The sequence below is a fragment of the Erythrobacter sp. R86502 genome, from assembly GCF_042466465.1.
Lineage (GTDB): Bacteria > Pseudomonadota > Alphaproteobacteria > Sphingomonadales > Sphingomonadaceae > Erythrobacter.
This window is the reverse complement of the sequence record NZ_JAXHCJ010000001.1, coordinates 2,752,728-2,776,294: the sequence shown is the minus strand read 5'-3', so window position 1 is coordinate 2,776,294 and position 23,567 is coordinate 2,752,728. Positions and strand designations below refer to the sequence as shown.

Sequence of the window (23,567 nt, the reverse complement as noted above, 5' to 3'; positions counted from 1 at the left end):
ACAATACCTAATTGTCATCTCCCGCGCTGAACGAGCCCTTCTTTATCCAGCCGGAGTTCGATCGCTGAAATCTGATCCATATGGACCTTGCGGGCATTTTTGGGCCGCGTGTCGGAATGACTGACGTTAAATTCGTCATAAACCGGATCATAGCTGATCGGGATTCCCTGCGCCTGCAATTCCCCCAACGACAACCAGGCATTGCCCGCGGCCGAACTGCGGATTCGGGCCAGTTGCGCGGCATCGATCCGGTCCGCCAACACCTCGGCGATAGAGCCCAACCGCACCTTGATCCCTGAAGACGACTGCTCGAAATCAACCGCACCGGATGCCTTGCCGTCGACCCGCGTGATCAATCGGGCCACGGTTGCGGACGGAGCAGACACGCGTGGGGCTGATGCCGGCGCAGCTATCGCCGTCAGCGGCAAGGATGCCAACGTTGCTGCGGTCGGCGCTGCTGCGGCCGCCGAGTTGGCGCGCATTCCTGGGACAATCGGAGCGGTGGGGGCTGGCCGGCTTGCCTGAGCAACGGGCCGCCCCGAAGTCAGCGCTACGATGCCTGCATTTGTTGGCGCAGACTTCGCAGCATCATCCGTCTCAGGCATGGAAGTTGGCGCACGCACAGTGCGCGTGGCAGGATCGACCGTTATGTCCGCTGCAGACAAGCGGGAAACGGTCAATTGCGCAACTGCCGCGGGTCCGGCAGAAATTGCTGACGGGTCCACTGTTGCTGACTGCGTAAGTGCCGCCGCGATCACAGGCACAGCGTCCCCTACGAGGGGCATTGCTGCGGCCGGCACCGCTGGAATGGCAGGGGCCATCGCGGCCATCGGAATATCCTCAGCAAGCGGGGATGATACGGCGATATCGGCTTGGGCGGACACCGCCGACCGTGCATCAGACGGCCAAGCGCGAGCTGCAGTGAGATCCGCCGTCGACCCGTTCATCGCCGCCACGGCGTCGGTTTGGCCGAAGCGGTCGGGTGATTGATGGATCGTCGCTGCCAAAGCGGGCTTAGATGACTTTTGCGCACCTGCAGGCAATGCAGGGGGCGCAGGGGGCGCTGCGATTCCGGTGCTTGCCGCATCCAAACGGAGCCGGTCCGCTGAAACGGGCAGCGGCGCGAACATCGCGGCATATCGCACGCCTTCCAACCCCGGTGCCGGTGATGCGGCGAAGGTCGCAATCGCTCGTCTGTGCTTGACCAATGCAGGTTCGGGCGGATCGTCTGCTGCGTCGGATGGCAGAAGATCGCCGGCACCGACCGAATATTCCGGAAGCGCCAGCACCGCGATGAACGCCGCCGTGCCGGACAGCGTCCGCGCAACCAGTCCCGCGCCAGTGTGCAGACGCTGCACAGTGCTGCCTGCACCATCGTTGCGGCGGTCAACGTCAAAGGCTCGGAAGTTTAGGCGTTGTACCATGTGTTCCCCCGGAACAGGATTATGAGCGGACGGCCCGATTCGGCAAAGCGATTTCATCGCAATCGGCCCTTGGGGAGCGCATGTTCCGCAGGTGTTCCGGCAAAGGGCCGCAACGCAGGTGATGCGGCGCTTTTGCGCTTTCCCCGAATCGCCTACCCGCCTATCCGGACCGGCTCGCCATCCGGCGGGTGTCCGGACCGATGATGCAACAGGCGACCCACCTCGAAACACCCAGCTGGGGCCAGGAACTGCGCGCCACGCTCGCACTGGCATGGCCGCTTGCGGCTGCCAATCTGCTGCAGATGCTGACCTATGCGGTCGACGTGATCTTCATCGCCCGCCTGGGTGAGCAGGAGCTGGCAGGATCGGCGCTGGCGGTATCGCTGTTCGGGCTGGTCTTGTGGGCGCTGACTGGTTTGACGGGCGCGGTGGCCCCACTGATTGCCGAGGCGGTGGGCGCACGGGCCCCGGCGCTGCGTCCTGTCAGGCGGTCGGTGCGAATGGCGCTGTGGCTGGCAGTGATTGCCGGCATCGGCGGCATGGGGCTTTGCCTGATGCTTGATCCGATCATGCGCCTTTCGGGCCAACAGACCGGAATTATCGCGCTGGCGAACCAGTACAACAACGTCATCATCTATTCGATGGTGCCGATGCTGCTAGCGGGCGTGCTGCGCAATTTCGTATCGGCATTGGGACGACCGATCTTCGCCACGGCGATCACCGGGCTCGGCATTTTCGTCAATGCGGCAGCCAATTACGTCTTTATCTTCGGAAAATTCGGTGCGCCTGAAATGGGCCTGTCGGGCGCTGCGGTTGCGACGATCATCACCGGTTTCTTCACGCTGGGGGCCTATGTCGTGGCTATCCGGATGGACCGGCGCTTGCACCGCTATCATGTCTTCGGGCGGCTGTGGTCACCCGACTGGGCGCGGTTCAAGCAGATCATCCAGATCGGCACGCCGATTGCGCTTACCATCACGGCCGAGGCGGGTATTTTTGGTACTGCGGCGTTCTTGATGGGACGGTTTGGATCTGCGGAACTTGCGGGGCATACCGTTGCGCTGCAGCTCGCCGCGCTCGCATTTCAGGTGCCCTTTGGCGTGGGTCAGGCGGCTGCAATCCGGGTGGGCTACCACTACGGCGCACGTGACGCATTGGCAGCAGGCCGCGCAGGTTGGGTGGCCATTGCAATCGGCGCAGGCTTCATGGCGCTGACCGCAAGTGCGATGATCCTAGCCCCCAGGGCATTGCTGCGGATCTATGTCGATCCTGATGCAGCCGCCAATGCGATGCTGGTATCCTTTGCGTTGCAATACCTTGCACTGGCTGCGATCTTCCAGCTCGCCGATGGCGTGCAGGCGGTCGCGGCAGGCGCGCTGCGCGGTTTGCAGGACACGCGGATTCCGATGTGGATCGCAATTTTCAGCTATTGGGTGCCGGGGATCGGCATGTCGGTCGGCCTCGGCTTCTTTACGCCGCTGGAAGGTACGGGGGTTTGGATCGGTCTGGCCACAGGGCTGTTCTTTGCCGCCGTGGGCCTTATCTGGCGGTGGAATCGGCGTGAGGTTCTGGGGCTGACCCGGGGGCGGGCAGCGCCTTAGGCTCCTTCACCGGCTCTCCCACATGATGCACTTCGCGCTGCGGGAAGGGAATGGAAATGCCCTCCTTGTCGAACTGGTTTTTCGCCGCTTCTGTCAGCGCCCAGGACACCGAAAGATAATCTTCGGTCTTGCTCCACACGCGCAGGCCCATGGTGACAGAACTGTCCGCCAGCGCCGAAACGAACGCAACCGGCGCAGGATCGCTCAGCACACGGTCGTCAGCCTCGGCCAGAGCCAGCAACTGGCTGCGCGCATGGTCGATATCGTCGCTGTAGCCAATGCCCACAAGCAGTTCGAACCGGCGTGTGGGCATCCGCGAAAAATTGACAATCGGCTTGTTCCACAACTCGTTGTTGGGAACCATGATGTAAAGACCATCATATTGCAGTAGCTCTGTGGTGAAGAGACCGATTGCCTGAACTATGCCCGTCACCGGCCCTGCGTTAATAGCTTCGCCCACACGGAACGGCCGCTGAATCAGGATCATCACACCCGCCGCGACGTTGCTCAAGGTGCCTTGCAACGCAAGGCCCACAGCCAGCGCAAGACCGCCCAGCGCGGCGATAATGCTGGTGGTCTGCACTCCGAACTGGGTCAGGACGGTCACACCGACCACCGCCCAAAGCGCGTACTTGATCAGGTTGCCGAGAAAATTGGCGACCGTGGGTTCGATCCGGCCAGAACGGGTCAACGCGCGATCGGCACCCCGTGACAAAAGCCGTGCAACGATTGCGCCGATCACCAGAACCGCCAGCGCGCCAACAATCTGGGGAATGGCCTCACGTATCCAGATCCAGGCTTGCGTTGCCATGTCGAATTCCTGGGTCAATTCAGCCAGGCGGGCCTGCAACTGGGGGGCGGTCATGGGGCGAACGGGCTCCTGCTGACAGCGGCGCATCGTGTGCGGCGCAATAGTGGTTCAGCCGCGCGGATAACGAACCCACCCGCCGCTGGCCACCCCGCCGCCGAAAATTGCGCTTGATTTGAAATTTTTTGCCCACGCGGGGGTTGATTGAATCAGGTGCTGCGACCAAATGCCAGTCCGTTGGCACTCTCGGACGGAGAGTGCCAAGCAACCTCAACTTTTCAGGAAAGGTCATAAACATGGCATTTCGTCCGCTGCACGACCGCGTTGTGGTCCGTCGCATCGAAGCCGACCAGAAGACCGCTGGCGGCATCATCATTCCCGATAGCGCCCAGGAAAAGCCCAGCGAAGGCGAAATCGTGGCCGTAGGTGAAGGCGCCCGTGACGATTCCGGCGCCCGCATCACGCTCGACGTAAAGGTCGGCGATCGCGTCCTGTTCGGCAAGTGGTCGGGCACCGAAGTCAAGATCGGCGGCGAAGACCTGCTGATCATGAAGGAAAGCGACATCATGGGGATCATGGGCTGAACGCCTGATCCGTCTGCGCTTACTTTTCACGTAAACAAATTTCAGGAGAAACAATCATGGCAGCCAAGGACGTAAAGTTCGGCCGCGACGCGCGCGAAGGCATTCTGCGCGGCGTTGATATCCTCGCCAACGCCGTCAAGGTCACGCTCGGCCCCAAGGGTCGCAACGTCGTGATCGACAAGAGCTTCGGTGCGCCCCGCATCACCAAGGACGGCGTCACCGTCGCCAAGGAAATCGAGCTCAAGGACAAGTACGAAAACATGGGCGCGCAGATGCTGCGCGAAGTCGCCAGCAAGGCGAATGACAGCGCGGGCGATGGCACCACCACCGCGACCGTTCTGGCCCAGGCAATCGTGACCGAAGGCATGAAGTCGGTTGCCGCCGGCATGAACCCCATGGATCTGAAGCGCGGCATCGATCAGGCCGTGCTTGCCGTGGTCGAAAACCTCAAGAGCCGTTCGAAGGACGTCTCGGGCTCGGAAGAAATCGCGCAGGTCGGCATCATCTCGGCCAACGGCGACCGTGAAGTCGGCGAGAAGATCGCCGAAGCCATGGACAAGGTCGGCAAGGAAGGCGTGATCACCGTCGAAGAAGCCAAGGGCCTCGAATTCGAACTCGATGTCGTTGAAGGCATGCAGTTCGACCGCGGCTACCTGTCGCCCTACTTCATCACCAACCCCGACAAGATGACTGTGGAGCTGGAAAATCCCTACATCCTAATCCACGAAAAGAAGCTGTCGAACCTGCAGGCGATGCTGCCGATCCTCGAAGCTGTGGTGCAGTCGGGCCGTCCGCTGCTGATCATCGCCGAAGACATCGAAGGCGAAGCGCTGGCGACCCTGGTGGTCAACAAGCTGCGCGGCGGCCTCAAGGTTGCTGCGGTCAAGGCACCGGGCTTTGGCGATCGTCGCAAGGCGATGCTTCAGGATATCGCTATCCTGACGCAGGGCGAGATGATTTCCGAAGACCTCGGCATCAAGCTTGAAAACGTCACCGTGGGCATGCTCGGTCAGGCCAAGAAGGTCTCGATCGACAAGGACAACACCACCATCGTCGATGGCGCCGGCTCGGCCGATGACATCAAGGCGCGCGTGGCCGAAATCCGCACCCAGATCGACAACACCTCGTCCGACTACGACCGTGAAAAGCTTCAGGAACGTCTGGCGAAGCTTGCTGGCGGCGTTGCCGTCATCAAGGTTGGCGGTGCTACCGAAGTCGAAGTGAAGGAGCGCAAGGACCGCGTCGATGACGCGCTTCATGCAACCCGCGCTGCGGTTGAAGAAGGCATCGTCCCCGGCGGCGGCACGGCTCTGCTTTACGCTACCAAGGCTCTCGAAGGCCTCAAGGGCGTGAACGAAGACCAGACCCGCGGCATCGACATCATCCGCAAGGCGATCACGGCCCCGATCAAGCAGATCGCCCAGAACGCCGGCCATGATGGCGCGGTCGTTGCAGGCAACCTGCTGCGCGAGAATGACGAAACGCAGGGCTTCAACGCTTCGACCGATACCTACGAAAACCTGGTCAAGGCCGGCGTGATCGACCCGACCAAGGTCGTGCGCACCGCGCTGCAGGATGCGGCCTCGGTCGCCGGTCTGCTGATCACCACCGAAGCGGCGATCGTCGAGCGTCCGGACGACAAGCCGGCCGCACCCGCGATGCCCGACATGGGCGGCATGGGCGGCATGGGCTTCTAAGCCGATACAACCGGCATGCGCGGCGCTTGCTGTCGCATGCCGGCTTTGCCAAAATTCAGGAAACCCCGGTGGTTGGCTCCGCCGGGGTTTTTCTGTTAGCGTCGCCGCATTCGGGGGCCATGACAATTAAAAATCAAAGGAATGCCCACTATGAAACTGCCGCAAAATGCTCACGTCGCTCTGATCGACGGTGAGAATTTCACGCTGTTCCGCAACAGCGGCCAAGCAGACGAACCCAAGCTGACGGAAATCGAAAAGCCTTCGCTCGATCCGACCAATTTCAGCGCCGGCGTGACCCATCAGGACTCAGGCCGCAAGCCCAGCAGCACCGACCTGAGCGAACTGGCGCACGGCGCGGCGGCGGCCGAATGGCTTAATACCAAGGCAATCGCCGGGGATATTGAGGCGTTGCTTATCATCGCCGATCCCAAGACCCTTGGCGAAATGCGCCAGCACTATCACACTGAACTGTCGCAGCGCCTTGTGGGTGAGATCAACAAGACCCTCACCGGTCAGCCCACCGACAAGATCGAAGCGGCGATCGCAGCGGCTGATTGATTAATACAAGAAAGGGCGGCCTGCACGTGGCGGGCCGCCCTTACCATTGCTTGCCGCGTCCTAGCCGATGCGGTGTTCGCCCCTGATCCAGCGCACCGTGCCTGATGATGCGCGCATCACCACGCTTTCGGTTGTCAGGATCGTTTCGCCGGTCAATTTGCGGCGACGCTTCACCCCGCGCAGCAACGATCCGTCGGTTACGCCGGTGGCGGCAAAGATGCAGTCCCCCTTGGCGAGATCATCCAGCTTGTAGATGCGGTTCAGGTCTTCGATGCCCCACTTGCGCGCGCGGGCGCGTTCATCATCGTTGCGGAAGATCAGCCGCCCGTTGAACTGTCCGCCCACGCAGCGCAGCGCCGCTGCGGCCAGCACGCCTTCAGGCGCGCCGCCCTGCCCCATGTACATGTCGACCGTGGTTTCTTCATCCGTCACCGCAATCACGCCTGCGACATCGCCATCGCCGATGAGCACCACGCCGCAACCAATCCCGCGCAGTTCCGCGATCAGATCGGCATGGCGCGGGCGATCGAGCACGCAGACGTTGATTTCCGACGGCTTCACGCCCTTGGCATTGGCCACCGCCATCACGTTTTCCGTGGGCGATTTGGCCAGATCGATAATGTCTTCAGGATAGCCCGGCCCGACCGCCAGCTTATCCATGTAGACATCGGGTGCGTTCAAAAGGCAGCCTTCTTCGGCCGCCGCCAGCACGGCAAGCGCGTTGGGCCCGGCCTTGGCGGTGATGGTGGTGCCTTCCAGCGGATCGAGCGCAATATCGATCTTGGGGCCTTTGCCCATGCCGACCTTTTCGCCGATGAAAAGCATCGGCGCTTCGTCGCGTTCGCCTTCACCGATCACCACGGTGCCATCCATGTAAAGATTGTCAAAGGCGCGGCGCATCGCTTCGACAGCGGCGGCATCGGCGGCCTTTTCATCCCCGCGTCCGATCAATTGCGCAGCGGCAACCGCGGCAGCTTCGGTGACGCGCACCATTTCAAGCACCAGCACGCGCTGGATCGCTCCATCGTCGGCGCGGCCGGAATGTTGTGCGATGCCTTGCGAGGCAACAGAGAGGTCGGTATCGGTCGAGGAGTTCATGCGCAATTCAGCCCTTTATTGCTCTGGTTGCATCCACTCTTGTTATCGTCATGGCGCTTAAGCGGATGGAGACGGGTTTGTCGAGCAATGCAACACCTGTCGCGGCGCGTTTCTGGTTGGGGTGTGCGGCCACGGCAGCGATGATCGCTGTGCCCTTGGCGGCGCAGGATGACACCGCCGCGACAACGCCGCCCGCTGCAACCGCCAGCCCCGAACCTTCGCCCCCGCCGCGGGTCAATCTGATGGTCACGGTGCCGCAGGCCAACGTGAACGAGGCGCAGTTGCAGGCCTGCCGCGATGATGCCGATGCCGGCACGATCAGCGGCGAAATCGTGGTGTGCCGCGAGGTGGGCAGCGATGACAGCAATCTGACCGGCGATCGTGCGACGACGCAGAAACGCTACGCTCAGGAAACCATGCTGAAAGGCGCACCGCGCGCGCCTGATTTTATTGCCGATTGCAAGGATCAGGGCAATCCGTTTGGCTGCGTCGGCTTCGGCAACGCGCCTCCGCCTGCCTATATTGTTGATTTCGATGCGCTTCCTGCTGCGCCTGCCGGTTCGGACGCCGACCGGATCGGACGCGGGTTGGCCCCGCGTGGCAATGACCGCGAATTGACCGAAGACGAAGAAAGGGCCCGCCGCGAAGCTGCCGGCATCAAGACAAGCGTTCCGCCACGGCCCGCCAAGAAAGGCGGCTGAATTATCGCCGGGCCGCTTGTCTTGATGATCACTGCGCTGTCTATGGCAAGCCCGGGGCAAGTGCTGCCTTCCGAAGCGCAGAAGCGCCCGCCCGCTGCCGGGCCAAAGGATTCGAAGGTTCCCGCCGAACGGGTCCCGATCGACATCGGGCAAGACCGCTGGCCTGCCAATCCTCCGCAAACTATCGACATTCTGGCCCCGCCGCCCGAATCCGAAGCCGCCAGCGCTGCGGCGCTGAAAGAGTGCGAGGATGAACGCGATGTCGGCATTGTGGCGGGCGAAATCGTGGTGTGCCGCAATCTGGAGGTCGATACGTCGCAAATCTACAGCGGTACGCGTGAAGCCTGGCTCAAGGATTATGCTGCCCGCACGATGAACGCTGGCACCTTGCCGCCACCTGACGTTGCCGGGCCCGGCATCTTTCGCGGACCGGCGACTGTCGCGGGCCTGTGCCTTGTCGGTCCCTGCCCGGAAGAACCTGCGGTGATGATCGATGTCGAAGCCATCCCGCCTCCACCCGAAGGGTCGGATGCGGCCCGCGTGGCGCAGGGTCTTGAACCGGTCGAAGCCGACAACGCACCGCTATCGGATGAAGCGCGCAGCCGGGTCGAAGCCGAGCTGGGCCTCCCGGGTGTTTCCGCAGGCCCGCAGGATCCGCTGTCCTGACAACTAAAGCGGCAGGATCGGGAGCACCAGCGGTTCGCCCGTAAGGCTGTCCGATCCTTCGAGCAACGCCAACGCCTTGGCCACGCACCTTTCGGGGCCTTCATGCGTGACCATCGCCACCATCACTTCGCCCCCGCTTTGCGACCGGCCCTGCTGGATCAGGCTTTCGATCGAAACATCGCCATCACGCAAGGCCGCGGTCAGTTCGGCCAGAACGCCGGGGCGATCCTTCACCATGAACCGGATATAGGTGCGTTCGGTACGATGGCCGGGTTCAGCCGGTGGCATGGCGGACAATTGGCTGCTGGGGATCGAAAAAGGCGCGCCCACTTCATCACGCGCAATGTCGATAAGGTCGGCGGCAACCGCGCTCGCGGTCGGCCCGTCGCCCGCGCCGGCGCCCTGAAACAGCAGACGGCCCGAGAAATTGCCTTCGGCCACTACGGCGTTGGTGGGGCCATCCACAGCGCTCAGCGGGTGGCCGCGCGCGACCAAACAGGGCCGCACACGTTGCAACAGGCGCGGGCCTTCGGATGTCTCTTCCACATCGGCTTCACCAATAAGGCGGATGACAAAACCCAATGCGGCGGCCTGAGCAATATCGGCAGCGCGCACCTGGGTGATGCCGCTGACGCGCACACCGGCAAAGTCGACCCGCGTGCCGAACCCGATCGCGGCAAGGATCGCAAGCTTGTGCGCCGCATCCACCCCTTCGATGTCGAACGCAGGATCGGCTTCGGCAAATCCCAGCCGCTGTGCATCGGCCAGCACAGCGTCGAAATCCGCGCCAGTCGCTTCCATTTCCGAAAGGATGTAATTGCAGGTGCCGTTGAGGATACCATAGACCTTGGTGAGCGCATTGGCGCTAGTGCCTTCGCGCAGACCCTTGATGACAGGGATGCCCCCCCCCACAGCGGCTTCAAACTTTAGCGCGGCATTGCGGGCCTCGGCGATTTCCGCAAGCTCAAGCCCATGGTGGGCGATCATCGCCTTGTTGGCTGTTACCAGGCCCTTGCCCGCCCCCAATGCGGCACGCGACAGGGCCAGCGCCGGCCCATCCGATCCGCCGACCAGTTCCACGACCACATCAACATCGTCGCGCCGCGCCAGCGCGGTCATATCGTCCTCCCAGGCAAACCGGGCGATATCGACCCCGCGATCCTTGCCGCGATCGCGCGCGCTGACCGCGACAACCTCGATCCCGCGGCCCGCCCGCGCGGCAATCAGCGCACGGTTGGTGTCGAGCAACCGGATCACCCCTGCCCCCACGGTCCCGAGACCGGCAATTGCAAGACGCAGCGGTTGAGAGGCGGTATCGGCCAAGCGGTCCTCCATCAGTGAGACAAGGCCGCGCTTAACCGTGCAAATCCCGCGGTCAAGCCGCGATGGCGCTATCCACCTTTCGTGATCGCCCTGACGCAAGGCCCAATCGCTTCGCGGACATAGGCATAGTCCGCCGATGCCAGACGCCGCGCTTCTGGCTCGCGCGCAAGATTGACGTTGCTGGGCAACTGATCGGGCAGCGCGCAGGCAAGGCGATACCACCGCAGGCTGTCAGGCACCGGAGGGCGCGCCGCCGAATTGATGATCTCCCCCCATGAAACGCCCCATTGCGGGCTTTGGCCAGGACGACGCAGCACCGTAATCGACACGGGCGAACGGTTTTCGGTGGCGAGGAAAATCTGGGTTTCCGATTCGCCTGTCAACGTTCCCGGCACCGCCAGCGCATCGCTGATCCCGGTGATCCGCGGCGGGACCTGATCGGGGGCGGCGTACAGTTCGTTCAGGATCGGGCGAAGCCGGGCATCGAGTTCGGGAGTATACGATAGTTGCGCACGCGGGCTCACCAACTGCACTTCGCCCGGACGGCCTGCGACCGGCTTTGCGAACAGCACAAAATCCTGCCTTTTCAGGCGAGGAACCTTGCCTTTGGCATCAAGGGGTACATCGACCAGATAGGCCAGCGTGCTGCCAATCGGGCTGCGCCCCGCGATCAGCGCAACGGTGTTGGCTTCGATGTAAAGCCGCGCGAATCCTGCCGCAACGCCGGGCGCGCGATCGGCTTTCAGCGTGGTCTGCCGGCGAATCTGAGCGCGTACCACCAGCTCCGCTGCATCCGAAAGCGTGGCGAGATCGGCATAAGTGGGCCCTTCAGGGGCTGCCTGCGCAATGCGCGGCGGTTCTTGCGCGCTACTGCCAACAGGCATCAGCACAAGGCCTGCGCCAATCAGAAGAGAAACCTTCAGAGGATTGAAAAACGACATTAATTCACCTTTAACCCTTGGGCCTGTCACAGCACCGGACCATTGCCTGTACAGGCGGACTTTAGCAGGGCTTATTGCACATGGCTCGCAGTGAATCCGCCCTGAACCGCAAAAGCGTTTGATCGACTAGGGGTTGCCCGTTAAAGCCTTGGGGACTGATTGTGCGGGCTTGGGGACATTTCCGCACAAATGGTTCAGGTTGCGTATTGGATGAAAGTGTCCATTACGTGCCAGCCGGGGTAATATCGGGCGAGACGCTTGCGCTGCGCCCGTATTTTTATTCCCGGCGTGGGAGGAATGAAATTACCGGGATCTGCTTGTCGTCTTTCGGGTCGGCGGGTGGGGAGTGTGCCGATCCGAGTGATCGGCGAGTATTTGGAGAGAAAGCGCTGGATGTCCTACGCTAGCCAACAACAAGCCGGGAACAAGACCACCTCGATCGTTATCGTGATCTTGATTCACGTCGCGATCGGGTATCTGCTTGTGACCGGGCTTGCCATTGACGCCGTTAAACAGGTGGTCGAACGCGTTACCACCGTCGAAGTCAAGGAAGATGAGCCGCCGCCGCCGCCGCCGGAAGAAGAACCGCCGCCGCCGGAAGATACACCTGAGCCTGTCTCACCGCCGCCGCCCAATGCGCCGCCGCCGTTGGTGGAAAATCTGGTCCAGAACAGCCCTGTTCAGGTCGTGGATCGTCCATCGCCTCCGGAGGTGATCCGCAGGCCCAACGTTACGCAGGAACCGGTCAAGGTGGCCGAACCTGTGGTGGTCGCCACCCCGTCCAAAAAGCGCGGTGTGCAGCCGAGGAACCAGAATTGCTGGGCTGCTCGCATTCAGGAAAACTACCCGCGCCGTGCAGCGCAGGAAGAAATCGAAGGCACCGTGGGTGTGCGCGTGACTGTAACGGCAGAGGGCAAGGCCACCGGCTGTTCGGTAACGGCATCCAGCGGGTCCAACATCCTTGATGCCGCGGCCTGCAAGGATCTTGAGCGTTATGGTCAGTTTGAACCGGCCCTCAATGACGCCGGCAATCCGATCAGCGCCCCCTGGTCTACGCGTATCGTCTACAAGCTGAATTAACGGATCAATCCGTGACGCGGCCAGACCGCTACCCACGGACAACTTTTCAAGAGGACTACTCGCAATGAACCTTTATCTTCTCGCCGCAGCCGCTGGTGAAGCAGCGCCCGAAAGCCAGTTCGGCTTTGTCGAAGCCATGACCGAAGGCGGCCCCGTCGCCTGGTCGATCCTTGCCATCATGATCATCATGTCGGTTGGTTCGTTCTACATCATGTTCACCAAGCTGTTCGAACAGAACAAGGTGATGAAGCAGTACAAGGCGGTTCAGACCCAGTTCTGGCGCGCGTCGAGCCTGCGTGAAGGCGCGACCAAGCTTGAGAAGGACGGCCCGTGGCGCCAGCTCGCCGACGATGCCGTCAAGGCTCAGGAAGAACACGGCAAGATGACCGACGCTCTGGAATCGCATGACTACATGCACGGTTCGCTGCAGCGTTCGGAAGATTCGATCAACGCCGTGCTCGCCGGCGGCTTGCCCTTCCTCGCCACCGTGGGTGCGACCGCACCGTTCGTTGGTCTGCTCGGCACCGTGATCGGGATCTACCGCGCACTGATCAACATCGGCATCGCCGGTAACGCATCGATCGACAAGGTCGCTGGTCCCGTTGGTGAAGCGCTCATCATGACCGCCATCGGTCTGCTGGTTGCTGTGCCTGCCGTGTTTGCGTTCAACTGGCTGCAGTCGCGCAATCGCAAGATCGCAGCGATGCTCAGCACCTTCTCGACCGATCTCTTGGCGTACATGAACTCGAACGGTGCGGTGAAGCCTGCCATGACCACCGCTGCAGCTGCACCGGTTGCCAAGCCTGCTGCCAAGCCGGTCGCCAACCCGACGCTCAACAAGTCCTGATCGTCATTGCCGACAGTCGGCGGAAGCGTCCCACTTGGCCGCTTCCGCCACTGCCCGGCCCCCGGCCTGCAACGGCCGAAACGCCGGGCAGGCATTCAACGTCAAAGTTTTGACAGGCTAGGAATTCACAATGGCGATTTCTACGGGAGGCGGGGTCGATACCCCCATGTCCGACATCAACACCACGCCGCTGGTGGACGTGATGCTGGTGCTCCTGATCATCTTCCTCATCGCGGTTCCGGTGGCGATCCAGACCATCGAAAGACTTGAAATTCCGGTGTTCGAATCGCTGGAATCGAAGGACAAGGTCGAAAACCTGCTGGTCACCGTAAGCGCGACTGACGACAACGGCCTCAGCGCCGGGGATCCGGGCTATGCCGGCGCCTCGCGCAACGGCCAGTGCCGGGTTTACATCAACAACATCACGCTTGTGGACTCGGCTGAGCTGCAGGAACGCGCCTTCAAGAAGCTTGACGCCATCGTCAAGCGGGCGGGCGGTGCCGAAGCGCTGATGTCGAACCCTGAGGATATCCCCCAGGTGCATATCCGCGGCGACGTCAACGCCCCGTGGAGCTGCGTTGCGGGCACCATCTACAACATCCAGCGGGCCGGCTATCCGATCGTCGGGTTCATTTCGAACCCCGTCGATCCGGGCTGACGTGCAAGCGAACCTAAGGAGTAACTGACATGGGTATGTCTGGAGGCAAGCTCGACGGCGAGCCGATGATGGACATGAACATGACCCCGCTGATCGACGTTTTGCTCGTTCTGCTGATCATGTTCATCATCACCATCCCGGTGGCGACCCACTCGGTCGACATCGATCTGCCGACCCCGCAACCGCCGAATGATCCGCCGCCGATCGATCCGATCAAGAACAAGGTGGTTCTGACGGTCAACGACGAAATCCTGTGGAACGGCACACCGCTGAGCCAGAGCGAACTGGTCTACACGCTGCAGCAGACGACGCAGATGGCGGTTGAGCCGGAACTGCAGTTCGAACCGGAGCCGCTGGCCAGCTACGATCTCTCGGCCAAGGTGTTGCAGAACATCAAGGGTTCAGGCGTCACCAAGTTCGGATTCGTCGGGAACGACAAGTACCGCGACTTCGGCAAGTAAGCCGTACCCGCAAAGGGATGGATCAAAAAAGGGGCGCTGCGAGCAATCGCGGCGCCCCTTTTGCATGGCATCGGATGCGATCAGACCCAATGTTTCACGTGAAACATTTCGGGAACACCGGGCCGATCAATCCCCTTCGACTGGTTCGTCGGGCCGCATAGCGGCGGCAATCAGCCCTTCGGCTTCGAGCAGCAGTTCATCATCCACCGCCCCTTGCGGCACAGCCTCGCGCCCGATCATCGTCATCACCGGAACGGCGAGCGGGCTGACCCGTTCGAGGGTCACATGAACCAGCTCGCGCTCGGAGCGTTCGAGCAGATCGGCCAGCCGGCCCACATCGGTCATCCGTGAACGCGCATCGGCCCAGGCCGCCTCGATCAGCACGTGATCGGGCTCGTACTTGCGCAGCACGTCATAGATCAGGTCGGTCGAGAACGTGACCTGTTTGCCAGTTTTCTTTTGACCGGGATGCTGGCGCTCGACCAACCCGCTGATCACCGCCACTTCACGAAAGGCGCGGCGCAGCAGGTGGCTTTCGGTCACCCATTCGATGAATTCGCCGGTGAGGATGTCGGGCGACAGCAGCGGTCCGGGGTCGGTCACGGGTTTCAGACCCCAAACCGCAAGGCAGTAATCATTGGCTACGAACCCGGCGGGCAGCAGACCGCGGTCCTCCATGCGCCGGGTGATGAGCATCCCCAGGCTCTGGTTCGCGTTCCAGCCTTCAAAGGTGTAATAGGTGGTGTAATGCTTGCCGCCGTGCGGAAAGCTCTCGACCAGCAATTCCCCCGGCGCGGGAAGCCGCGATCGGTAGTCCTGCATTTCGAGCCATTCGCGCACATCGTCGGGAAACTGCCCCCACCCGGCCCGGTCCGCCAGCAGCGCCTGCACGCGGGTTGAAAGGTGCGCCGTGATCGGCAGACGCAAGCCGCCATAGCTCGGGATCGTGGCGCTTTTCTTCGCCGCACGGACAATCACGTCCATGTCCTTGACGCTCTCCACCTCAAGGCTCAGCCCGGCAAAGAAGAAGGTATCGCCGGGGGATAGCTGTGCGGCGAACCGTTCTTCGACCTTGCCCAGATTGCGCCCGTTCCTGAACCGGACGGCCAGCATTTCAGAATCGACGATAATGCCGGCATTCATCCGGTGCCGCTGAGCCTGGCTGGGATGCGACAGCCGCCACATCCCGTCACGCGTCCGGACAATGCGCTGGAACCGGTCATAGGCCTTCAGCGCATACCCGCCGTTCGATACAAAACGCAGCACGCGCCCAAAGGTATCCTCGTCCACCCAGCTATATGCCAGCGCGCTTCGGATTTCTGCAAGCAAAGCATCTTCGTGGAAGGGCGCGGCGCAGGCACAGGCCATTACGTGCTGGGCGAGCACATCCAGGCTGCCGGGACGGAAGGCCTCGCCATCCCGCTGGCCTTCGTCGACCGCCTGCTTGGCTGCGGTGGCTTCAAGGAATTCGAACCGATTGCCCGGCACGAGCACGGCGCGGCTCGGCGTATCGAGCCGGTGCCCTGCCCGCCCGATCCGCTGGAGCAGGCGCGATGAACCCTTCGGCGCGCCCATCTGCACGACCAGATCGATATCGCCCCAGTCGATCCCCAGATCGAGGCTGGCGGTGCACACCAGCGCGCGCAGCTCGCCGCGCGCCATCGCATCTTCCACCTTGCGGCGCGCTTCGACCGAAAGGCTGCCGTGGTGAATGCCGATCGGCAGGTTGTCGTCGTTTTCCTCCCACAGGCACTGGAAGATAAATTCAGCCAGAAAGCGCGTGTTGGTGAAGACCAGCGTGGTGCGGTTCGCCTTGATCGCCTCGTAAAGCTGCGGGACCGCCCAGCGGCCCGCGTGACCGCCCCACGGGATACGCTCTTCGACAGGGAGCAGGATCTCGACTTCGGGCTCGGCCCCCTCTTCGCCCAGCACCAGCGCAGCGGCGGCGATTTCGCCGGTGGCATCGGTGTGCTGCGGGGCAAGCCATTCCTGAAAGTCGCGTGGATTGGCGAGTGTCGCCGAAAGCGCCACCCGCTGCGCGTGGGGCGCCACCGCGTTAAGCCGCGCCAGCGACAGCGCCAGCAGATCGCCGCGCTTGTCCGTGGCAAAGGCATGAACCTCGTCGATGACCACGCGCTTCAACCCCGCAAACAGGTCCGCGCTTTCGGGGTAGGACAGCAGCAGCGACAGGCTTTCAGGCGTAGTGAGCAGAACGTGTGGGGGCTTTTCGCGCTGGCGTTTCTTGCGGTCCGACGGCGTATCGCCGCTGCGGGTTTCGACCCGGATCGGCAGGCCGATTTCCTCGATCGGGGTCAGCAGATTGCGCTTTACGTCCTGCGCCAGCGCTTTCAGCGGCGAGACGTACAGCGTATGCAGGCCGTCGGCGGGCAGTGAGCCGGCCGACGGTGCAAAGTCGCACAAGGTCGGCAGAAACCCGGCAAGCGTCTTGCCCGCGCCGGTATCGGCCACCAGCAAGGCATGCTGACCCGCGCGGGCTTTTTCCAGCATGTCCCACTGGTGCCGCCGCACCCGCCATCCCCGCCCCGCGAACCAGTCTGCAATAGCGGGCGGCAGGGGAGGATCGGTATCGGTCACGCCGGTCATGTGGGCGCTGACAGCCCCCACGACAAGCGGCGCGGCCTATTCAGCGGCTTGCTGCTGCGCTTCGATCTCTGCCACGCTGTAGCCCATGATGGTGGCAACGCGTTCCTGCTCTGCCGCGGACAGATCGTTAAAGCGGCGGATCGGCGGCAGCCCTTCGCCCGCGGCAGCAAGCTGTGCCTCCATCCCGGCGAAGGATTCCATCATCTGCGGCATCGATTCCATCGTCGCGCTGACAATGCGCGGGTCGCTCGACATGGTGAAGCTTTTGCGGGCGTAGGCAGCACCGATCTCGGTCTGGAAAAAGGCTTCGATACCGTCCAGTTCGGGCTGCGAAAAATGCACCGCATACAGTTCGGCCATGGCTTTGCGCACGCTCGGCTCCATCACGGTCATGATGTCCTGAATCAACGCGGGGAGCAGAGCCGCTTCGCGTTTGTGCCGTTCGGCATAGGCAGGATCGAACATAGCGGCGATCTGGGCGGCCTGTTCGGGGGTTAGGCTGATCGCCTCTTCGCTGAACCCTGTGCCCTTGCTGATCGTGTCCATCGCAGGCGCTTCGCCCAAGGCCATCAGCGGGACCAGCAGCGTATCGAACATCGATCCCATCATGTCGGCCATCGTGCCTTCGGGGATCATCCGCGCAATGATGCGCTGCGCCTGCGGCAACCGGGCTTCCTGCTCGGCAGTCAGCGGTTCTGCGGGGTACAGCGTGGCCATCATCGCCATCGCCTCATCGAATTCGGCAGCTTGGGCCTCGTCAACCGTTGTCGCCATTGGCGTGGTATCCTGCGCGGCAAGGCCAGCGGGCGCAACCAGCAGCGACAGCGCCGCGCCAGCGATCAGACGTATCGAATTCCTGCGCATCGAATCTCTCCCCTTGTTCGGACCCGATCATGCCGCAGCTTTGGTCAGATCGCCAGAACGCTGATCGTGGCAACGGTGACAGAACCGCTGGCGATGCGCAGGCTTCAGCGCCGTTGCCCTGTCACCGCCCGCATCGTGCGAGCACGATGCCAATCAGCATTAATACCACGATCCAGCGCACCGCCTGCGGGCCAAGTCCGCCAGGGGTGCCATCTGCGCGGTGGCTGTCCCATGAGGAAACCCGTTCGGAATCGAGCAGACTTTCAAGTTCGGGATAGCGATCGCGGATGCCGGTCAGCAGGTCATGAACATCCAGCCGCCGCACCCGCAGCCGGTCACGCACACGGGCGCGGCCCGGCCGGGACAGCTCCGCCCATGCCTTGTTGAGCGGATGATCGGGGCGCTGCACGTTTTCATGAAATCGCATCCCTTTCTGCCGCTGGTTGAGGAACACCAGCGCAGACCGTTCTTCCAGCGCCCCAGCTTCGGTCAGCCAGCCGAAAGCATCGTTCGCCGGTTCGACAAATGGCGCCGAACGCGGCCAGGTGCGTGCAAACAGTTCGGCCAGCCCATCATCAAGCGCGTTGGTTTCCACCAGATCGGCCACCTCGGCCCGCGCTAGCAATAAGCCAAGCGCGTGCCGGCCCTGTTCACATTCGTCGAGCGTCACCGGTAATTCGGATGAAGCACCGTCACCGTGCAGGATCGCCAGCAATTCCAGCCAGGCTGCTTCGGCCTGCATTTCGGATTCGGATCGTTCGCGCAGTGGGGCGGCGGCGGCGGGATCGTCCCATGCCTCTGCGCTGCTTCGGGCAGCGTCATCATCATCGTCATCATCATCGTAGCGAAGATCATCCGCAAGATCGCCAAACCGGCCGTCCTGCAACGCGGCATCATCGCGGGTCTGCGCTGCATATTGCAACGCCAGATCGCGTGCGCGCCGCAGTTCGGCATATCCGGCGATATCCGCATCTACGTCAGAAGCCCTCAAGCTATCAGCATAGGCCTTGCGGATGATCGCGGTGTCGCCGGTGGGGTCGATCCCTAGACGGCTCCACGGAAAGCGCCGGGTCATAACGGCGAATGGCTGTCGATCTGATCGAGCAGTTGGCCAAGCCCCTGCCGCGCATCGGCGATCAGGCGCGGGTCCTGCTTGTCGAGCGCGCCCTGAAATTCGGTCAGGCCTGCACCGATGATGTCGCGGACTTGGCCCGTGAACCCTTCATAGGCGCGTTCCGCCCGCGCCAGCAGGGCGACGTTGTCCGCCTCATCACGCGGGTGGACTTTCAGCTTCTCCAGCGCCTTGCGCCGCGCTTCCACGTCCTTCTGGGTGCGTCTGTCTTCTTCATCGACGACCACCAGATTGCGCGTCATCCCGGTCATCGGCACGGCAACATCCACCTCCAGCAGCCCGCTGGTGTCATAAGTGAAGCGCACGTCGACTGACACCTCACCCGCGGGGCGCGGGGGCACCGGAACGGTAAGCTTACCCAGCTTGACGTTTTTCTTCACGTCGCGCGCTTCGCCCTGATAGATCGAAAAAACCACCTGCCGCTGGTTATCGGCAAGGGTGCGGAACCGTTCCATCCGGCTGACCGGGACAGGGGTATTGCGTTCGATAATCGGCGCGAAGATATCATCGTGATAACGCCCGTGCTGATCGCGGGTCGCGGTGCCCACACCCAGCGTGAACGGCGCGACATCGGTGATGCGGATTTCCTCCAGCCCTTGCCCGCCCGAAAGCAGCCCCGCCTGGATTGCGGCACCCAGCGCAACGGCGTGATCGGGATGCACGGTGGCGTTGGGAAAGCGCCCGAACATCCGGGTCAACGCCTTGCGAACCACGGGCATCCGGGTCGCGCCGCCCACCAGCACGATGTCCGAAAGCGTGCGCACATCGACATGGCAATCGCGCAAGGCCCGGATCACCGGATCGCGCAGCCGCTTGACCAGCGGGCCTGCCGCATTCTCGAACGCTTCGGTGGTAATGTGTGCGGTCAGGCTTTGGCCTTGTGCAACGCAGGTGAAGTCCGCCTCCTGCGCACTCGACAACGCCCTGCGTGTGCGTTCTGCGGCCAGCGTCAGCACGGCGTGGCGGCGGTCGGCGGGCAGAGCGTCCAGCGCCGCCGTATCGTCGATCAATGTCAGCGCAAGTTTCACCAGCACCTCATCGAAATCATCGCCGCCCAACCGGTTGTCGCCCGCCGATGCGCGCACTTCGACAATGCCTTCGAACATTTCGACGATCGACACGTCAAAGGTGCCGCCGCCAAGGTCGAACACCAGGAAGGGTTCGCGGTCGCCCCGATCGGCAAGACCAAAAGCAAGTGCAGCGGCGGTGGGCTCGTTGATGAGCCGGCGCACATCCAGCCCCGCGATCTCGCCCGCCCGCCGTGTGGCGCGGCGCTGCCGTTCGTTGAAATAGGCTGGCACGGTGATGATGGCGGCGGTCGGACGTTCGCCCGTCATGGCTTCGACATCGTCGGCAAGGCTGCGCAGCACCATAGCCGAAAGGTCTTCCGGCGTCATCGTGGTGCCTGCGAGCGTGACTGTGCTGGCCGTACCCATCATGCGTTTGAAGCTGGTCGCGGTGTCGCCAGGGTGGGTGGCCATGCGATCTAGCGCCGCTTCCCCCACCCAGGCCTGTCCGCCCTTTGCCAGCGACACCGCCGAAGGGGTCAGTTCCTTGCCAAGCGCATTGGGCACAAGCTGCGGTGCGCCGTCTTTCCAGACTGCGACCGCGCTATTGGTAGTGCCAAGATCGATCCCGACGAGCATTCCGGTCGTCATACCGCGCAGGCGCCGTCTGACAATTGCAAACGCATTGCGAAAGGCGTCAGTGCCCCACCGTTTCCCCGCGTTCCAGCCCTGATGCAGCCAGCTGCGCATCGATCTGCGCAAGCAACCGGTCAAGCCCTTCGGGCGTCTCGCTTTCGGCGCGGGCGACCAGCACGTCCTGCGTGTTTGACGCACGCAGCAGCCACCAGCCGTCTGCAGTATTGACCCGCACGCCATCGGTGGCATTGACGCTTTCCACATCGGGGCCGGGGTTGGTCGTCAGCCGTTTGGCAATTTCGGACATTGCGGCAAACTTGCGGCTTTCATCCACCTGGAAACGCATTTCCGGCGTGTTGAGCATCGGAGGGATCGCGCCGCGCAGTTCGGTCACCGATTTGCCGAGCCGCGCGGATGCAGCCAGCAACCGGACCCCGGCGTACAGCGCGTCGTCGAAGCCGTAATAGTCATCGGCAAAGAACACGTGCCCGCTCATTTCGCCCGCCAGCGGCGCGCCCGTTTCCTTCATTTTGGATTTAATCAGAGAATGGCCGGTCTTCCACATCAGTGGCTCACCACCCAGCTCCGCCACGCGGTCAAACAGCGCGCGGCTCGCCTTCACATCAGCGATAATGGTCGAATTTGGACGGTTTTTGAGCAGATCCTCGGCATAGATCATCAAGAGCTGATCGCCCCAGATCACGCGGCCCGTGCCGTCGATGGCACCGATCCGATCGCCGTCACCATCGAAAGCCACTCCGAAATCGAGGTTCTTTGCCGCGACGAGCGCCCGCAAATCGGCCAGGTTAGCCTCCACAGTCGGGTCAGGATGATGGTTGGGAAAATGTCCGTCAACTTCGGTAAACAGCAGATGATGTTCCCCGGGCAACCGGGCGGCGAGCTTCTCAAGCGCGGGGCCAGCGGATCCGTTTCCGGCGTCCCAGCCGACCCGCAGTGTGGCGAGTTTGGCGGTGTCGATCCCGGCCAGTCCTTCGAGCAGGCGGTCGATATACTCGCCCATGATATCGCGCGAGGACACGGCGCCCATTCCGCTGGCGAACGCCCCGTCTGCTGCCAGTTTCCCGAGCTTCTGGATATCGGCGCCGAAGAACGGACGACCCATAAATACCATCTTGAAGCCATTGTAATTGGGGGGATTGTGGCTGCCAGTTATCTGAATGCCGCCATCCACCTGTTCGTCTGACGCTTCGGCGTAATAAAGCATCGGCGTCGCGCTCATACCAATCCGCACGACGTCGCAGCCGCTCGCCGTCAATCCTTCGACCAGCGCATGTTCAAGCATGGGCGAACTGACCCGGCCATCATAACCCACAGCCACGGTCTGCCCGCCCGCTTCACGCAGCAGCGTGCCGAACGCCCGTCCAATCGCCCGCGCATCATCCGCGCCGAGCGTTTCACCGATGATTCCGCGGATGTCGTATTCGCGCAGCACAGTCTGGTCGAAATGATGTTGCATGGGAAAAGGTGCTCCAAAATCTGTGCCGTGACGCCGCGCATGGATAGCGCAGATCGGCCGAAAATCGTCTGAATCGCAAGCGTTTCTAACAGGTCAGCGGACAAGGCCGGGTGTTACGGACCATCCAGCCTTCGAATATTCTGAGAAACTCCTGCCGCGCGTGTGTGTCAATCCCGTGATGTGGGGGGCACGTCCTGATCGGATGGAATTACAGGCACGTGCGGCAGATCGCCCAAAAGCAAATCGCGTGCGGCATTGGCTTCCTGCATCGCCGCGTTGGTGCCGCCCCTGTCGGGGTGAACCATGGCGGTCAGATTGCGGTGCGCATCGGTAATCTCGGCGCGGCTGGCCCCGGCAGATACACCAAGCACAGCCCGCGCCTGCTGCTGCGCCTGATCATGAGCCTTGTCCTGTACGGATGACAGGGGAAGATACGCCCAAGGCCATTTCCCCACGGCCCAGCGGCAGACCACGCTCAGCACCAGGGCAAGGATTAACACCTTCAAAACCATCAGGCCATCACCAATTCGCCCTGTTCGCGGTCAACAGCAGGCAGGCTCAGTGCCTTGACCAGCGCCCGCAATTCCTGACGTGCGACGAGATGGCTGGTGCCCAGTTCGCCCAGATGCCCCTTGTCGAGCAAGGTCAGACCCGACGGGAAAAGCTCGCGATAGATCACACGCTCGGACAGGCCTTGTGTCACCCGAAATCCGACGCGCTTCGACATTTCGCCCAGCGCCTTGTGAAGACGCGCCTGGTTGCGGGCTTCGACATGGCCGGTGCGGTTCCTGACGACGATCCAGTCCATTTCGGGGCGGTGCTGCTCAATCGTCATCCGGCTGCGCTTCAACCGCGATTCCCAGATCAGTTCGGCAAAGAAGGACAGCTTCTTCACCTTGAACGTTTCGGCATCGACCTGGCCGATCAGATCGAAATCGACGAAGCTGTCGTTCATCGGTGTCACCAGCGTATCGGCGTTTTCGACCGCGATACGGGCATAGGGATCATCGCGGCCCGGATTGTCGATGATCAGGAAATCGCAGCTCGCCTCAAGCCGGCGGATCATACCCAGCAGATCGCCGGTCGAATTGCCGCGGAACACTTCGCAATCGGGCGTTGGCAAGGTCAGTCCGCGCTTTTCCAGCGTGCCCAACCGATTTTCGATATAGCGGTGCATTGTGCGCTGACGCGGATCGAGATCGATCGACGCAACCCGCGCCCCCAGATAGGACAGCGCCACGGCGATATGAACCGCGGTGGTCGATTTGCCGGTGCCGCCCTTTTCATTGGCGAACACGATCCTGTGAGCCTGTCCCTTGCGCAGGCTGCGTCCCGCCAGTGCGGGTTCGGAAGGTTGTTCGCTCGGCACGGGCAGCATGGTTGGTCTCTTGTCGTGTATC

The 23,567-nt window shown here is 62.4% G+C and carries 22 protein-coding genes; 10 read left to right on the top strand and 12 right to left on the bottom strand.

Features of this window, described 5'->3' with window-relative positions:
• Positions 1-14: 14 nt before the first annotated feature.
• Positions 15-1,424 (bottom strand): hypothetical protein, encoded by a 1,410-nt coding sequence (locus SJY33_RS13360; protein WP_379923268.1) that lies wholly within the window; start codon positions 1,422-1,424, stop codon positions 15-17.
• Positions 1,425-1,627: 203 nt separating this feature from the next.
• On the opposite strand from SJY33_RS13360, the gene SJY33_RS13355 reads away from it, so the two are divergent.
• Positions 1,628-3,025, top strand: coding sequence for an MATE family efflux transporter (locus SJY33_RS13355; protein WP_379923594.1), 1,398 nt, complete (start codon positions 1,628-1,630; stop codon positions 3,023-3,025).
• Here the strand turns inward: SJY33_RS13355 and SJY33_RS13350 are convergent.
• On the bottom strand, positions 2,964-3,890 hold the full coding sequence (locus tag SJY33_RS13350; protein ID WP_379923267.1) for a mechanosensitive ion channel family protein: 927 nt from the start codon (positions 3,888-3,890) through the stop codon (positions 2,964-2,966). The genes SJY33_RS13355 and SJY33_RS13350 overlap by 62 nt on opposite strands.
• 239 nt (positions 3,891-4,129) lie before the next feature.
• Between SJY33_RS13350 and groES the strand changes: the two genes are divergently transcribed.
• From groES to SJY33_RS13335, 3 genes are all read left to right on the top strand, one after another.
• Positions 4,130-4,417 (top strand): co-chaperone GroES, encoded by a 288-nt coding sequence (gene groES / locus SJY33_RS13345; protein ID WP_379923266.1) that lies wholly within the window; start codon positions 4,130-4,132, stop codon positions 4,415-4,417.
• 56 nt (positions 4,418-4,473) lie between these two features.
• Positions 4,474-6,114, top strand: a complete 1,641-nt coding sequence (gene groL / locus SJY33_RS13340) for a chaperonin GroEL (RefSeq protein WP_379923265.1) — start codon at positions 4,474-4,476, stop codon at positions 6,112-6,114.
• A 150-nt stretch (positions 6,115-6,264) separates the two neighbouring features.
• A complete protein-coding gene (locus SJY33_RS13335; RefSeq protein WP_379923264.1) occupies positions 6,265-6,672 on the top strand; it encodes a host attachment protein in 408 nt (135 codons plus the stop codon).
• Positions 6,673-6,732: 60 nt separating this feature from the next.
• Here SJY33_RS13335 and glpX read toward each other — a convergent pair whose 3' ends face one another.
• Entirely contained in the window at positions 6,733-7,770 is a 1,038-nt protein-coding gene (gene glpX / locus SJY33_RS13330; RefSeq protein WP_379923262.1) for a class II fructose-bisphosphatase, read from the bottom strand.
• Positions 7,771-7,847: 77 nt separating this feature from the next.
• On the opposite strand from glpX, the gene SJY33_RS13325 reads away from it, so the two are divergent.
• Complete coding sequence (locus tag SJY33_RS13325; RefSeq protein ID WP_379923261.1) at positions 7,848-8,471, top strand: hypothetical protein; 624 nt, start codon at positions 7,848-7,850, stop codon at positions 8,469-8,471.
• A 60-nt stretch (positions 8,472-8,531) separates the two neighbouring features.
• Entirely contained in the window at positions 8,532-9,137 is a 606-nt protein-coding gene (locus tag SJY33_RS13320; RefSeq protein ID WP_379923260.1) for a hypothetical protein, read from the top strand.
• A gap of 3 nt (positions 9,138-9,140) precedes the next feature.
• Here the strand turns inward: SJY33_RS13320 and SJY33_RS13315 are convergent, their stop codons facing one another.
• Both SJY33_RS13315 and SJY33_RS13310 read right to left on the bottom strand, forming a co-directional pair.
• Positions 9,141-10,472, bottom strand: coding sequence for a homoserine dehydrogenase (locus SJY33_RS13315; RefSeq protein WP_379923259.1), 1,332 nt, complete (start codon positions 10,470-10,472; stop codon positions 9,141-9,143).
• A gap of 56 nt (positions 10,473-10,528) precedes the next feature.
• On the bottom strand, positions 10,529-11,401 hold the full coding sequence (locus SJY33_RS13310) for a hypothetical protein (RefSeq protein WP_379923258.1): 873 nt from the start codon (positions 11,399-11,401) through the stop codon (positions 10,529-10,531).
• A gap of 393 nt (positions 11,402-11,794) precedes the next feature.
• On the opposite strand from SJY33_RS13310, the gene SJY33_RS13305 reads away from it, so the two are divergent.
• The 4 genes from SJY33_RS13305 (at position 11,795) to SJY33_RS13290 (ending at position 14,447) form a co-directional block, all read left to right on the top strand.
• Positions 11,795-12,481 (top strand): energy transducer TonB, encoded by a 687-nt coding sequence (locus SJY33_RS13305; RefSeq protein ID WP_379923257.1) that lies wholly within the window; start codon positions 11,795-11,797, stop codon positions 12,479-12,481.
• A gap of 64 nt (positions 12,482-12,545) precedes the next feature.
• Entirely contained in the window at positions 12,546-13,328 is a 783-nt protein-coding gene (locus tag SJY33_RS13300) for a MotA/TolQ/ExbB proton channel family protein (protein WP_379923256.1), read from the top strand.
• 130 nt (positions 13,329-13,458) lie between these two features.
• Positions 13,459-13,986, top strand: a complete 528-nt coding sequence (locus SJY33_RS13295) for an ExbD/TolR family protein (protein WP_379923255.1) — start codon at positions 13,459-13,461, stop codon at positions 13,984-13,986.
• Positions 13,987-14,015: 29 nt separating this feature from the next.
• Positions 14,016-14,447, top strand: coding sequence for an ExbD/TolR family protein (locus SJY33_RS13290; RefSeq protein WP_379923254.1), 432 nt, complete (start codon positions 14,016-14,018; stop codon positions 14,445-14,447).
• 126 nt (positions 14,448-14,573) lie between these two features.
• Here the strand turns inward: SJY33_RS13290 and SJY33_RS13285 are convergent, their stop codons facing one another.
• From SJY33_RS13285 to SJY33_RS13255, 7 genes are all read right to left on the bottom strand, one after another.
• Positions 14,574-17,051: a ligase-associated DNA damage response DEXH box helicase gene (locus SJY33_RS13285; RefSeq protein WP_379923253.1), complete on the bottom strand. Its 2,478-nt coding sequence runs from the start codon at positions 17,049-17,051 to the stop codon at positions 14,574-14,576.
• Between the two features lie 36 nt (positions 17,052-17,087).
• Positions 17,088-17,915, bottom strand: a complete 828-nt coding sequence (locus SJY33_RS13280; RefSeq protein ID WP_379923252.1) for a DUF2059 domain-containing protein — start codon at positions 17,913-17,915, stop codon at positions 17,088-17,090.
• 121 nt (positions 17,916-18,036) lie between these two features.
• Entirely contained in the window at positions 18,037-18,990 is a 954-nt protein-coding gene (locus SJY33_RS13275; protein WP_379923251.1) for a hypothetical protein, read from the bottom strand.
• On the bottom strand, positions 18,987-20,705 hold the full coding sequence (locus tag SJY33_RS13270; protein ID WP_379923250.1) for an Hsp70 family protein: 1,719 nt from the start codon (positions 20,703-20,705) through the stop codon (positions 18,987-18,989). The genes SJY33_RS13275 and SJY33_RS13270 overlap by 4 nt, the downstream gene beginning before the upstream one ends.
• A gap of 46 nt (positions 20,706-20,751) precedes the next feature.
• Positions 20,752-22,167, bottom strand: a complete 1,416-nt coding sequence (pgmG, locus tag SJY33_RS13265) for a phosphoglucomutase/phosphomannomutase PgmG (RefSeq protein ID WP_379923249.1) — start codon at positions 22,165-22,167, stop codon at positions 20,752-20,754.
• Between the two features lie 167 nt (positions 22,168-22,334).
• Positions 22,335-22,667, bottom strand: coding sequence for a J domain-containing protein (locus SJY33_RS13260; RefSeq protein ID WP_379923248.1), 333 nt, complete (start codon positions 22,665-22,667; stop codon positions 22,335-22,337).
• A gap of 11 nt (positions 22,668-22,678) precedes the next feature.
• Positions 22,679-23,545, bottom strand: coding sequence for a division plane positioning ATPase MipZ (locus tag SJY33_RS13255; protein WP_379923247.1), 867 nt, complete (start codon positions 23,543-23,545; stop codon positions 22,679-22,681).
• Positions 23,546-23,567: the final 22 nt, after the last annotated feature.